The 12,445-nt window shown below is 71.6% G+C and carries 12 protein-coding genes; 8 read left to right on the top strand and 4 right to left on the bottom strand.

Annotation, left to right across the window (positions count from 1 at the left end):
• From ACIP9D_RS03005 to ACIP9D_RS02995, 3 genes are all read right to left on the bottom strand, one after another.
• Positions 1–618: hypothetical protein (locus ACIP9D_RS03005; protein ID WP_400449218.1), on the bottom strand; the 618-nt coding region annotated here is incomplete at its 3' end.
• A gap of 146 nt (positions 619–764) precedes the next feature.
• Positions 765–2,360, bottom strand: a complete 1,596-nt coding sequence (locus ACIP9D_RS03000; RefSeq protein WP_350870363.1) for a GMC family oxidoreductase N-terminal domain-containing protein — start codon at positions 2,358–2,360, stop codon at positions 765–767.
• Between the two features lie 77 nt (positions 2,361–2,437).
• A complete protein-coding gene (locus ACIP9D_RS02995) occupies positions 2,438–3,016 on the bottom strand; it encodes a TetR/AcrR family transcriptional regulator (RefSeq protein WP_350870361.1) in 579 nt (192 codons plus the stop codon).
• 95 nt (positions 3,017–3,111) lie between these two features.
• Here ACIP9D_RS02995 and ACIP9D_RS02990 point away from each other — a divergent pair, with 95 nt between their 5' ends.
• Complete coding sequence (locus ACIP9D_RS02990) at positions 3,112–4,332, top strand: DUF418 domain-containing protein (RefSeq protein ID WP_350870360.1); 1,221 nt, start codon at positions 3,112–3,114, stop codon at positions 4,330–4,332.
• 161 nt (positions 4,333–4,493) lie between these two features.
• Positions 4,494–5,660, top strand: a complete 1,167-nt coding sequence (locus tag ACIP9D_RS02985; protein WP_350870358.1) for a CapA family protein — start codon at positions 4,494–4,496, stop codon at positions 5,658–5,660.
• Positions 5,661–5,664: 4 nt separating this feature from the next.
• Here the strand turns inward: ACIP9D_RS02985 and ACIP9D_RS02980 are convergent, their stop codons facing one another.
• Positions 5,665–6,426: an FCD domain-containing protein gene (locus ACIP9D_RS02980; RefSeq protein WP_350870356.1), complete on the bottom strand. Its 762-nt coding sequence runs from the start codon at positions 6,424–6,426 to the stop codon at positions 5,665–5,667.
• Positions 6,427–6,670: 244 nt separating this feature from the next.
• Here ACIP9D_RS02980 and ACIP9D_RS02975 point away from each other — a divergent pair, with 244 nt between their 5' ends.
• The 6 genes from ACIP9D_RS02975 to ACIP9D_RS02950 all read left to right on the top strand — a co-directional run bounded on the left by ACIP9D_RS02975 (position 6,671) and on the right by ACIP9D_RS02950 (position 12,438).
• Positions 6,671–7,852, top strand: coding sequence for a sugar ABC transporter substrate-binding protein (locus ACIP9D_RS02975; RefSeq protein WP_350870354.1), 1,182 nt, complete (start codon positions 6,671–6,673; stop codon positions 7,850–7,852).
• 74 nt (positions 7,853–7,926) lie between these two features.
• On the top strand, positions 7,927–8,877 hold the full coding sequence (locus tag ACIP9D_RS02970; RefSeq protein WP_350870353.1) for a sugar ABC transporter permease: 951 nt from the start codon (positions 7,927–7,929) through the stop codon (positions 8,875–8,877).
• Entirely contained in the window at positions 8,874–9,689 is an 816-nt protein-coding gene (locus tag ACIP9D_RS02965; RefSeq protein ID WP_350870351.1) for a carbohydrate ABC transporter permease, read from the top strand. The genes ACIP9D_RS02970 and ACIP9D_RS02965 overlap by 4 nt, the downstream gene beginning before the upstream one ends.
• Before the next feature lie 6 nt (positions 9,690–9,695).
• Positions 9,696–10,844 carry a galactonate dehydratase gene (gene dgoD, locus ACIP9D_RS02960; RefSeq protein WP_350870349.1) on the top strand — a complete coding sequence of 383 codons (1,149 nt, stop codon included), beginning with the start codon at positions 9,696–9,698 and terminating at the stop codon, positions 10,842–10,844.
• 5 nt (positions 10,845–10,849) lie between these two features.
• Positions 10,850–11,488: a bifunctional 4-hydroxy-2-oxoglutarate aldolase/2-dehydro-3-deoxy-phosphogluconate aldolase gene (locus tag ACIP9D_RS02955; RefSeq protein WP_350870347.1), complete on the top strand. Its 639-nt coding sequence runs from the start codon at positions 10,850–10,852 to the stop codon at positions 11,486–11,488.
• Positions 11,485–12,438 (top strand): sugar kinase, encoded by a 954-nt coding sequence (locus ACIP9D_RS02950; protein ID WP_350870346.1) that lies wholly within the window; start codon positions 11,485–11,487, stop codon positions 12,436–12,438. Before ACIP9D_RS02955 ends, ACIP9D_RS02950 begins: the two co-directional genes overlap by 4 nt.
• Positions 12,439–12,445: the final 7 nt, after the last annotated feature.

Raw genomic sequence — 12,445 nt, 5'->3', positions numbered from 1 at the left:
CGGTGCGGAGCGGGCGCCGGCCGATCCTGGCACGGTGGACCAGCCGGACCACTGGTCGGTGGTCAGGGTGTAGCGGGTGGCGCGCAGGTTACCGGCGCTGCCCCGGGCGAAGATCCAGAGGTCGCCGCCGTAGACGGCGGTTGCCGGTGCGGAGCGGGCGCCGGCCGATCCTGGCACGGTGGACCAGCCGGACCACTGGTCGGTGGTCAGGGTGTAGCGGGTGGCGCGCAGGTTACCGGCGGCGCCCTGGACGAAGATCCAGAGGTCGCCGCCGTAGACGGCGGTTGCCGGTGCGGACCGGGCGCCGGCCGATCCCGGCACGGTGGACCAGCCGGACCACTCGCCGGTGGTCAGGGTGTACCGGTTGGTCCGCACGGTGCCACCCGCGCCACGGGCGAACACGTGCAGGTCGCCCCCGTACACCGCGGTGCCCGGGCGGGAACGGGCCTGTGCCTGGCCCGGCACCGGCGTCCAGCCGGTCGCCTGCGCGATCTGGGGCCGGCCGCCGCCGGCCACCACCGTCGCCCCGGCCGTGGCCGGAAACAGAACGGTCGTACCCAGGACGAGCACGACCACGAGCAGGCGGCGGAGCCGCCTCGTCGCAGCTGTCGGATGCATGGTCGATCCCCTCGTGATGATGGCGCCCGCTCGGGACAGCCACCGACCAGCCATCCGTCCATAGTGGCGGCCCGGCTGGCCTCGGTATAACCGGCCCGGTCGGCAGTCTTCCTGTCCGGGTAGCGACAGGCGGCGCGCCGGACGGCTCAACGGCCGGCGCGGATCAGGTCGGCGGCGCGCCACGCCACCGCCATCACCGGGGCGTTGAGATAGCCGGAGACCAGGACCGGCAGTACGGACGCGTCGGCGATGCGCAGCCCGTCCACGCCGCGTAGCCGCAGCTGCGGGTCGACCACGGACTCGTCGCCGGGCCCCATCGCGCAGGTGCCCACCGCGTGGTAGCCGCAGTAGCCCAGCGCCAGCCCGGCGTCGATGATGTCGTCGTCGTCCTGTACCGCGGGGCCGGGCAGCGTCTCAGCGGTGATCCGCTTCGCGATCGGGCCGGTGGCGAAGAGCTCCCGCATCCGCCGGAAGGCGGCGACCGCGACCCGACGGTCGTACGGGGCGCTGAAGTAGTTGGCCACGATCCGCGGTGGACGCTCCGGGTCGGCCGAGGTGATGGCCAGGCTGCCTTCGCTCTCCGGCCGGGTCACCGTGACCAGCCCCATCAGCCCCGACTCACGCTCCAGCTCCAGCGCCTGACCGGGGCGTCGCGGGGCGGCCGAGAAGGGCGCCATCAACAGCTGCGCGTCCGGATGCTCGGCGTCGGGACCGGACCGGAAGTACGCCCCGACGTCGTGCACCGGCAGGGCGAGCGGCCCCCGGCGGGTGAACAGGTAGCGCAGCGCGGCCCGCCCCTGCCCGAGCGCGCTGCTGAGCTGCGGGTTGTAGCCACCGCGTGCGGCCAGCCGGAACTGCGCCGGCATGGGCCGGTGTTCCCGCAGGCCGACGCCCACCCGGGGTCGGTCGAGCAGCACCGGGACACCGGCCTCGCGCAGCGTGTCGGCCGGGCCGATGCCGGAGACCTGCAACAACTGGGGTGTGGCGAGCGCGCCGGCGGCGAGGACGACCTCGGCGGCGGCCGCGTAGTCGACCGTCTGCCCGTCGCGGCGGGCACGTACGCCGACCGCCCGGCCGTCCTCGACGAGCACCCGGAGCACCACGGTGCGCACCGCGACGGTCAGGTTCGGCCGGTCGCGGACCGGGTGCAGGAACGCCTCGGCCGCGCTGCTCCGGCGTCCGTCGCGGATGGTCGCCATGACGTAGCCGATCCGCTCGCCGTCGTCGGCGTTCAGGTCGTCGACCCGGCGCCAGCCCAGCTCCACCCCGGCGGCGATCGTCTCCTCGCAGAGCTCGTCCGTGCCGGTGGCGCTGGAGAGCCGCAGTGGGCCGCCGGCGCCGCGCATTTCGGACGCGCCGAACGGGTTGTCCTCCAGCCGCTTGAAGATCGGCAGCATGGTCTGCCAGCCCCAGCCGGGGTTGCCGAGGCGCTCCAGCGAGTCGTAGTCGAGCCGGTCGCCCCGGCCGTACACCATCCCGTTGATGGAGCTGGACCCGCCGATCAGCCGGCCACGTTGCCAGACCTCCTGCTGCGCCGGCCCCACCTCGGCGGGGTAGTGCCAGGCGGTGCGGCGGTCGTCCATCAGCCGGCTGAAGCCCTTGGGTATGCGGACGAAGGGGCTGCTGTGCCAGCCGCCGGCCTCGATCAGCAGCACGCGGGTGCCCGGATCCTCGGTCAGCCGGTTGGCCAGCACGCACCCGGCCGAGCCGGCACCGACCACCACGTAGTCGAATTCCTGCACTGGGCACCCCCGTCCGGTGGCACGCACGCCACGCTCACCGTAGTGCGTTGATCACTGAACGGAAAGGGTGTGCGCGCTCAGCGGCCAGGCTCGGCCAGGGCGCGCAGGGCCGAGGCCAGATCGGCCCCGGACGGGGCGTGCTCCGGGTCGAGCAGCCACTGCACGGTGAGCCCGCTGATCAGGATGAGGATCAGCGATCCCACGGCGCGCGTCGCGTCCTGTTGCTGTGGCGAGGGATCCTCCGCCGCGGCGCCCATCATCTCGCCGAACCACGGCCGGGCCGCCTCGTAGGCGGCGGCGATCCGGGCGCGCAGATCCGGTTGGTGATCGGTCTGGGTGAACACGTCCACGCTGGCCGCCCAGAGCGCCCGATCGTCAGTGATGGAGCCGATGACCTGGTCGCACACGCTGCTGAGCCGATCCAGCGGGGGCAGCTTCTCGTCGACCGCCAGGCGCTGCTGCAACGTCGCGCCCCACTCGTTCATCGCCTCGATCATGGCGGCGGTCAGCAGCGTCTCCTTCGAACCGAAGTGGTAGCCGATGGAGGCCAGGTTGGTGCCGGAGGCGGCCACGATGTCGCGCGCCGTCGTGCGGGCGTAGCCGCGCTCGTACAGGCAGCGCTTGGCACCGGCGAGAAGCTGCTCTCGATGTCCCACCGGGCCACCCTACCCGGGCGCGAAGAGTTGTATAAGACGAGCGTCTTATACAAACGTCATAGACGGATGTATAGATCCTCATTAGAGTGACCGTCATGACGAGCCCGACGCACCAGCTTCCGGCCCAGAGCACGGAGGAACCCGCGCCCCCCACGCCCGCTCGGCTGCGCGACGTCGACGCCCTGCGGGGCTTCGCCCTGTTCGGCATCCTCGTGGTCAACATCGCCTTCTTCGCCACCGCCTATCCATGGCACGGCATCGACGATCCGGCCTTCGCGTCCACAGTCGACGAGGCGGTGCGCGCCACGGTGGCGCTGCTCTTCGAGCTGAAGTTCTACCTGCTCTTCTCGTTCCTGTTCGGTTACAGCTTCACGCTGCAGCTGGAATCCGCCCGCCGACGCGAGGTCGCGTTCGTCCCTCGCTTCCTGCGGCGACTCGCGGGCCTGTTCCTGCTCGGCGCCGGGCACGCCCTGCTGTTCTTCCACGGCGACATCCTGACCACCTACGCACTGCTCGGCCTGGTCCTGCTCGCCGCCCGCCGGATCCGCGCCCGCACCGCGCTGATCTGGGCCGGTGTCCTCATCGGCCTGGTCGCCCTGCAAATGGCCGGGGCGGCCCTCACCGGCGCGAGCCTGGCCACGGACCCGGCCGTCGCCCTCACCGAAGGTCGAGAGTCGACCGAGGCCCTGGCCGGCAGCCCGGCGGGTGTGATCGCCGAGCACCTGCGGTCGATGCCGCAGATGCTGCTGGGACTGGCGTCGTTGCAGGCGCCCGTCGCCCTCGCCGCGTTCCTGGTCGGGCTCGCCGCCGGCAAGCGTGGCATCCTGGCCAACGGCGACCGGCACACCCGGCTCTGGCGGGTGCTGTGCTGGGTTGGCTACCCCGTCGGCCTGGCCGGCGCGGTGCTCTTCGCCAGCACCGGAGGCACCACCGACCTGAATCCGGTCGCGCTGGCCGTCACCGTCGTGACGGCGCCGCTGCTCGCCGCCGCGTACGTCGCGACCCTCTACCGGATCTTTCCCACCCGGGCGGGCGGCTGGCTCGCCCGGGCGTTGGTCCCGGCCGGCCGGATGGCCCTGTCGAACTATCTCGGCCAGTCCCTGATCTGCGCGATCATCTTCACCGGCTGGGGCTTCGGCCTGGTAGGGCGCGTGTCACCACTGACCGCCGTTCTGATCGCAGCCGCCGTCTTCGCCGCGCAGGTCCTCGCCAGCGCCTGGTGGATGCGGCGGCACCACTACGGCCCGGTCGAGTGGCTGTTGCGCGCGGTCACCAACGCCGCGTTGCCGCCCTGGCGACGTGCCGAGGCGGCGTAGGCGTAGCTCGCCGGCGATCACGGCCGGCCGCGCGGCCGGCAGGTGTGTCGGCCGCGCAGCCGGGCCGCGACGCTGTCCTCGGCCATGCCTCGCTGGGGCGGGCGCTGGCACTTTCGGCGTTCCGGCCGTGGCGTCCGGCGGATCGGCCATTATGTGCTGTTATGAGACGAAAGCGGGCCGGGGTGGTGCTGTTGATCGCCGTCCTGGCAACGGGCTGCACCACGCCCGAGCCGGGGCCGGAGCCGACCACCGCGCCCGCCGGCACGCCCAGCAGCGCCACCGCTCCGACGCCGCGCACGACCCTCACCGTGGTCGCGGCCGGCGACCTGCTGGTGCATCCGGCGCTGAGCGAGCAGGCCGCCGCGGACGCCCGGCGGGCCGGCCGCGACGGCCACGACTTCACCCAGGTGCTGGCCGCGGTCCGGGCCCGGGTGAGCGCCGCCGACCTGGGCATCTGTCACATGGAGACGCCGCTGGCCGAACCGGGCGGCCCGTTCACCGGCTGGCCGGACTTCAGCGTGCCGCCGGAGCTGGCCGACGCGGCGGCCTGGGCCGGCTTCGACACCTGCTCCACCGCGTCCAACCACTCGCTGGACACCGGCGTCGACGGCATCGCCCGTACCCTGGAGAACCTGGACCGGGTGGGGCTGCGGCACAGCGGCACGGCCCGCAGCGCCGCGGAGGCCCGGCGCCCCAACGTCCTGGACGTCGCCGGGGTGAAGGTCGCCCACCTGTCGTACACGGAGAGCTTCAACCAGATCCCACTGCCGGCCGGACGGCCGTGGGCGGCGAACGCGATCGACGCCGACGCCATCCTGGCCGAGGCCCGGCGGGCGCGCGCCGCCGGCGCGGAGATCGTCATCCTGTCACTGCACTGGGGCACCGAGTACCAGCACGAGCCGACCGGCGACCAGGCGGACCTCGCGCACCAACTGCTCTCCACGCCCGAGATCGACCTGATCGTCGGGCACCACGTGCACGTGGTGCAGCCGTTCGAGAAGGTGGCCGGCAAGTGGGTCGCCTACGGCATGGGCAACCTGACGACCCGGTTCGCCGACGGCTCGCCGGAGAAGACCCAGGACTCGGTCGTCCCCCAGTTCACCTTCACCCGCACCGCGGCCGGCCGGTGGACGGTCACCGACGTGACGGTGGCGCCGACCTGGATGGAGTACCGGCCGCTGGCCCGGGTGGTCGACCTGAGCGCCGCGGCCGCCGCACCGACCTCGCCGGCCTGGCTGCGCGCCCGGTACGCCTCGATCATCCGGCGCATCGCCGGCTACGTCGACCAGCGCGGCGCCGTCGCCGCCGGGCTGCACATGCCGCACTGACCGGCTAGCCCCGCTCGGGCTCGCCGGCCTGCTCCCACAACGACCGCATCTCGTCGAACGCCTGCTCCATCAGCTGCACCATCGCCTGCCGGGCGCGCTCACCGTCGTGCCGCTGGATCGCCTGGGCGACGTCCGCGTGCAGCTGGAGGGCCTGCTCGTGCGGATGGTGCGGCATGAGGTGGTGCTTGTGCCGCCCGGTGAGCACCTCGGCGACGAGTTCCTGCAACCGCAGGAACATCTCGTTGCCGGAGGCGAGCAGCACCCGGCGATGGAACTCGATGTCGAGATCCAGGAAGCGCTCCTCGTCACCGGCCTTTCCGGCCGCCCACATCTTCGCCGCGAGCCCGACGAGGTCGCTCGCCTCGTCGTGACCGGCCCGACCGGCGGCCAGTTGGGCCGCGTGCGGCTCGACGGCGGTGCGCAGCTCGGTGATCGACCTGAGCTGCGCCATCCGGCCGGCCGAGGCGAGCCGCCAGCGGATCACCTGCGGGTCGAAGACGTTCCAGGCGCTCGCCGGCCGGATCATCACCCCCACCCGACGCCGGGTCTCGATGAACCCGATCGAGGCCAGCACCCGCAGCACCTCGCGGACGACCGAGCGGGACACGGCGTAGCGCTCGACCAGCTCGTCGATGTTGAGCACCGCGCCGGGCGCCAGCTCACCTGCGCAGATGGCGGTGCCGAGGTGGTCGAGCACGCGTGCGTGCAGCCCGGCCTCCACAGGGGTGGTCTGAGCGGCTGCAACCCCTAAGGAGGACCGTTCCACGCCAAGGATCATATCAGTTAGATCAACTCCTTGAATAAGTCGGCTTTTTCGGCCTAGCATCCCGACGTTAAGCGGATGTAACACCGAGGTAGCGCCTCTCGACGGGGCAGCGACCACGACTGAAGGAGAGACAAGCGTGCGACGTCGATCGATAATCGGCACTTCTCTGGCCGTGGTCGCCGCCATGGGCCTGTCCGCCTGCGGTGGCGGTGGGGACGGCGGCGAGGGGTCGAAGACTCTTCGCGTGACGCTGGTGAACCACGTCTGGACGGAGAACATCAAGAAGGCCCTGCCGGAGTTCGAGCAGCAGTCGGGCCTTAAGGTCGAAGTCACCCAGCTCGGCGAGGACCAGCTCTCCGACCAGTACAACGTCAAGCTGAACGCCGGGTCCAGCGACATCGACGTGATGATGTACCGGCCGCTGCAGGAGGGGAAGCTGTTCGCCAAGAACAAGTACCTCGCCGACCTGAGCGAGAAGGCCAAGTCGGACAGCGCGTTCGAGTTCAGCGACTTCCAGGCCGGGCCGGTGCAGGCCACCACCTATGAGGACAAGGTGGTCGGGGTGCCGATCATCACCGAGCAGGAGGTCCTCTACTACCGCAAGGACCTGCTGCAGAAGTCCGGCTTCACCGCCCCGCCGAAGACCCTCGACGAGCTCAAGGCGCAGGCCGCGAAGGTCGAGGCCGACAACCCGGGCGTCGCCGGCTTCGTCGCCCGCACCGGCAAGGCGGCCGCCGTCACGCAGTTCTCCAGCTTCCTCTACAGCTTCGGCGGCGACTTCGTCGACGGCAGCGGCAAGGCCACGGTCAACACCGAGCAGGCCAAGCAGGCGTACGCCTACTACGGCGGGCTGCTGCGCGACCACGGCCCGGAGAACATCAGCACCGACATGAGCTGGTCGGAGGCGATGGCGATCTTCACCCAGGGCAAGGCGGCGTTCTACACCGAGGCCAACTCGCTCTACAAGAACGCCACCGACCCGGCCAAGTCCAAGGTCGTCGACACCGTGGGCTTCACCGCCTTCCCGGCCGGCCCGGCCGGTTCCAAGCCGTACAACATCCCCTCGTGGGCGCTCGGCGTCAACGACGGCTCGGAGAACAAGGACAACGCCTGGAAGTTCATCCAGTGGGCGGCCGGCAAGGAGCAGTCGCTGGCGCAGCAGAAGGCCGGCGTCCCCGGTGCCCGCACCTCCGTCTGGGCGAACCCGGAGAGCACCTCCACGTTGCCGAAGGACCTCGCCGAGGCCAACACGGCCAGCACCGCCAACGGCGTCGGGCACGACCGCCCGCTGGTGGTGAAGGTGGCCGAGGCGCGCGAGATCGTCGGGCAGCCGATCGTCGACGCGATCACCGGCAAGGACGCGGCCGCCTCCGCGGACGCGGCCAACGAGGCGTTCCAGAAGTTCCTCGACGACGAGGCGAAGTAACCCGAGCGTTGAGCGGCGGCGCCGACCGGCGCCGCCGCCCCGCCGGGACCTGACCCCCGAACCCGGAGATCTCCATGTCAGCCGTCAGCACACCCCTCACCAGATCACCCGAGGCCTCCCCGGCGCCCTCCAGGGACTCGGCCTGGTCGCGCTGGGCCAACGAGCATCGCAAGTGGCTCTTCGCGGCACCCGCCATGGCGTTCGTCGCTGTCCTGATCATCTTCCCGGTGGCGTGGACCGGATACCTCAGCCTCACCGACGCCGAGGGCTCGGTACGCGCCGAGAGCGAGTTCATCGGGTTCCAGAACTACCTCGACGTGCTCACCGACACCGACCGGTTCTGGCCGGCGGTGTTGCGGACGATCGCCTTCACCGGCGTCGTCCTGCTCTTCGAGGTCGTCCTCGGCATGGCGATCGCCCTGCTGCTGTGGCGGCCGTTCCGTGGTGAGAAGTGGGTCCGCGTCGCGATCCTGCTGCCGCTGGTGGCCACCCCGGTCGCGGTCGGCATGATGTGGCGCCTGATCTTCGACCCCAACATCGGGATGGCGAACCAGCTGCTCGGCTGGATCGGGATCGGCCCCCAGCCCTGGCTCTCGGGCCAGCACTCGGCCCTGCCCACGACGATGTTCATCGACATCTGGCAGTGGACCCCGATGGTCGTGCTGATCCTGCTCGCCGGGCTCACCTCGCTGTCGGACGAGCCCCAGGAGGCGGCCCGCATCGACGGCGCCAGCACCTGGCAGCGGTTCCGGCACGTCACCCTGCCGCTGCTGATGCCCACCGTGATCGTCGCGATCCTGCTGCGGGGCATCGACGCGCTGAAGACCTTCGACATCCTCTACGCGACCAAGGGCCGCGGCGGTGGGTCCTTCCACGAGGTGGAGACCCTCAACGTGTACGCCTACGGCCTCAGCTTCGACTACAACGACTACGGCGTCTCGTCGACCGTCCTCATCATCTTCTTCCTGATCATCATCGGGGTGATGTGGGCCCTGACGTACCGCAAGAAGGGGCTGGAGCGATGAAGCCGAGCAGGCCGTACCAGGCGTTCCGGGCGGTGGCCCTCACCCTCGTGGTGTTCGCGCTGATGGCGCCGCTGCTCTGGATGATCACCGCGTCGTTCAAGACCAACGTGGACATCTACGACACCGCCAAGGCGTTCGTCTTCTCGCCCACCCTGAAGAACTACGACACGGTGCTCCAGCAGGCCAACTACGTCCAGTTCATCGGCAACAGCCTCTGGGTGGCGTTCGCGGCCACCGTGCTCTCGCTCATCCTCGGGGTGCCCGCCGCGTACTCGATGAGCCGGTTCAACATGAAGAAGTCCGCGCTCGTCGTGCTGATGGCCCGGGTGATTCCGGGCGTCTCGCTGCTGGTGCCCTGGTACTACGTCTTCTCGAACCTGAAGCTGGTCGGCGGGTTCAGCGTGCTGATCCTGAGCCACATGTTCGTGTCGCTGCCGCTGATCGTCTACATCATGATGGGCTACTTCGACGGCCTGCCGACCGAGCTGGAGGAGGCCGCGCTCGTCGACGGGCTGACCCACATCGGCGCGTTCCGGCGGATCACCCTGCCGCTGTCGGTGCCGGGCGTGGCCACCGCGGGCATCCTCTCCTTCATCTTCTCCTGGAACAACTTCATGTTCGCCCTGGTGCTCGCCGGCGCCGACACGAAGACGCTGCCGGTGGCGATCTTCGACTTCGTCGGCTACGCCAGCATCGACTGGGGCGGCCTGATGGCCGCGGCCACCGTGGTCACCCTGCCGATCATGGTGATCGCCCTGTTCGTGCAGAAGTACGTCGTCTCCGGCCTCACCGCCGGCGCCACGAAGGGCTGACGCGCCATGACCACGATCGCGAAGGTGGAGACGTTCCTCGTCGCACCGCGCTGGCTGTTCGTCCGGATCGAGACGTCCTCGGGCATCGTCGGCTGGGGCGAGGCGACCTGCGAGGGCCGGTCCGAGACCGTACGCACCGCCGTGGAGCAGCTCAGCGAGTTGCTCGTCGGGCGGGACGCGCTGCGCATCGAGGACCACTGGCAGGTGATGACGAAGGGCTCCTTCTACCGGGGCGGCCCGATCCTGTCCAGCGCGGTCGCCGGGCTGGACCAGGCGCTGTGGGACATCGCCGGCAAGCACTTCGGCGCGCCCGTGCACCAACTGCTCGGCGGCCCGGTCCGCGACCGGATCCGGGTCTACGGCTGGGTCGGCGGCGACGAGCCCGCCGAGGTCCGCGACCAGATCAGCGCACAGGTCGAGGCGGGCCTGACCGCGGTGAAGATGAACGCCTCCGGGCGGATGAGCGCGGTCGCGTCGGTCGCCGAGATCGATGCCGTGGTCCAGCGGGTGGCAGCCGCCCGGGAGGTGCTCGGCGACGACCGGGACGTCGCTGTCGACTTCCACGGGCGGTTCACCCTCGCCAGCGCGCGCCGGATCGCCCCGCTCCTGGAGCCGTACCGGCCCTTCTTCCTCGAGGAGCCGGTGGTGCCGGAGAACTCGCACCTGATCGGGGAGTTCGTCCGTGCCACCAGCACGCCGGTGTCGACGGGGGAGCGGCTCTACAACCGGCAGGAGTTCCTGCCCGTGTTGCAGGCCGGCATCGCCGTGGCCCAGCCGGACCTGTCGCACGCCGGCGGCATCACCGAGGTCCGCAAGATCGCCACGCTGGCCGAGGTGTACGACGTGCAGCTCGCCCCGCACTGCCCGCTCGGGCCGATCGCCCTCGCCGCCTGCCTCCAGGTCGGCTTCGCCACGCCGAACTTCCTGATCCAGGAACAGAGCATCGGCATCCACTACAACCAGGGCGCCGAGGTGCTCGACTACTGCCTCGACAAGACGCCGCTGACCTTCGTCGACGGGTACGTGTCTCGGCTCACCGCGCCCGGCCTCGGCATCGAGATCGACGAACACGCGGTACGGACGGCGGACAAGCGCGGGCACGCCTGGCGCAGTCCGACCTGGCGGCACCTCGACGGCTCCTACGCGGAATGGTGAGACAGATGCCCCTCGACCTCGTCGCGGAGCTGACCGCGACCCGAATCCTCGCGGTCATCCGCGGCACCGACGCCGACGCCGCGATCGCCGCGGGCACCGCCCTGCTCGACGAGGGCGTACGCATCGTGGAGGTCGCCCTCACCACGCCGGGGGCGGCGCGCGCCGTCGAGGCGCTGCGCGCCGCCGCGCCCGCCGGGTCGCTGGTCGGCGCCGGCACGGTGCTCACCACCGCCGACGTCGCCGACGTGGCCGCCGCGGGCGCGCAGTTCGTGGTGACCCCCGCCGTCGTCGAGTCGATCGCCGAGGCCGCCCGCCGCGGTCTTCCGGTCGCCGCCGGGGCGCTCACCCCGACGGAGGCGTACACCGCGATGCGGTTGGGTGCGTCGGCGATCAAGCTGTTCCCGGCGTCGGTCGGTGGTCCGGCGTACCTGAAGGCGGTGCGCGACCCGTTCCCGGACATCCCGTTCGTCGCGGTCGGCGGGGTCGGCCTGGCCGACGTGCCCGGCTATCTGCGGGCCGGCGCGATCGCGGTCGGTGTCGGCGGTCCGCTGGTCGGCGACGCGGCCTCCGGCGGCGACCTGACGGCCCTGCGGGCGCGGGCGCGCACCTACCTCGCCGCCCTGGCAGAGCCGGTGCCCGCATGAGCACGCCGGATCTGCTCACCTTCGGCGAGTCCATGGTGTCGCTGCGCGCGGCCGGACCGCTCGCCGCCGGCGGCGCGCTGCGGATGCACCTGGCCGGCGCCGAGTCCAACGTGGCGGTGGGGCTGGCCCGGCTGGGTCACCGGGCCGCCTGGGTCGGCCGGGTGAGCACCGACGAGCTGGGCGAGTTCCTGCTGCGGCAGCTGCGGGCCGAGGGTGTCGACGTCGGCGCGGTGGCCCGCGACGCCGACCGCCCGACCGGTCTGATGTTCCTGGAGCAGCGCACCGCCGACCTGACCCGGGTGCAGTACCACCGGGCCGGGTCGGCCGGCTCGGCGCTGCGCGTCGATGACCTGCGGACGTCGCTGGCGGCGGGCGCGCGGATGCTGCACCTGACCGGCATCACCCCGGCGCTGTCCGAGACCGCCCGCGCGGCCACCCGCTGGGCGGCCGAGACCGCCGCCGAGGCGGGGATCCCGGTCTGTCTCGACGTCAACTACCGCGCCCGGCTCTGGTCCCGGGACGCCGCCCGCGAGGTGCTCACCCCGCTGGCCGGGTACGCCTCGATCGTCGTCGCCTCCGCCGACGAGCTGGATCTGGTCGGCGACCCGGGGGCCGACGAGGCGGCGACCGTGGCGGGCCTGTTGCGGCGGGGCGTGCAGACCGTCCTGGTCAAGCTGGGCGGTGACGGCGCCCGAGCGCACACCCCGGCCGGGGTCGAGAGCGTCGGGGTGTTGGCGGTGACCCCCGTCGACACCGTGGGCGCGGGCGACGCGTTCACCGCCGGCTACCTCTCCGGCCTGTTCGACGGACTCGACCTGGCCGGTCGGCTGCGCCGCGCCGCCGCCCTCGGCGCCTTCGCCGTCTCCACCCGCGGCGACTGCGAAGGGCTGCCGCGCCGCGCCGAACTGTCCCTTCTCGACGGCCACGAAGCGGGCAGCGTCCTGCGCTAGCCAGCCC

This window comes from Micromonospora sp. NPDC093243 (assembly GCF_044753725.1).
GTDB lineage: Bacteria > Actinomycetota > Actinomycetes > Mycobacteriales > Micromonosporaceae > Micromonospora.
This window is presented reverse-complemented; position numbering and strand designations above follow the sequence as displayed.

Excerpts from the sequence above, each read along its gene's own strand:
- ACIP9D_RS02990 (WP_350870360.1), top strand. The coding sequence starts at position 3,112 with ATGACGAGCCCGACGCACCAGCTTCCGGCCCAGAGCACGGAGGAACCC.
- ACIP9D_RS02985 (WP_350870358.1), top strand. The coding sequence starts at position 4,494 with ATGAGACGAAAGCGGGCCGGGGTGGTGCTGTTGATCGCCGTCCTGGCA.
- ACIP9D_RS02970 (WP_350870353.1), top strand. The coding sequence starts at position 7,927 with ATGTCAGCCGTCAGCACACCCCTCACCAGATCACCCGAGGCCTCCCCG.
- ACIP9D_RS02965 (WP_350870351.1), top strand. The coding sequence starts at position 8,874 with ATGAAGCCGAGCAGGCCGTACCAGGCGTTCCGGGCGGTGGCCCTCACC.
- dgoD (WP_350870349.1), top strand. The coding sequence starts at position 9,696 with ATGACCACGATCGCGAAGGTGGAGACGTTCCTCGTCGCACCGCGCTGG.
- ACIP9D_RS02955 (WP_350870347.1), top strand. The coding sequence starts at position 10,850 with ATGCCCCTCGACCTCGTCGCGGAGCTGACCGCGACCCGAATCCTCGCG.
- ACIP9D_RS02950 (WP_350870346.1), top strand. The coding sequence starts at position 11,485 with ATGAGCACGCCGGATCTGCTCACCTTCGGCGAGTCCATGGTGTCGCTG.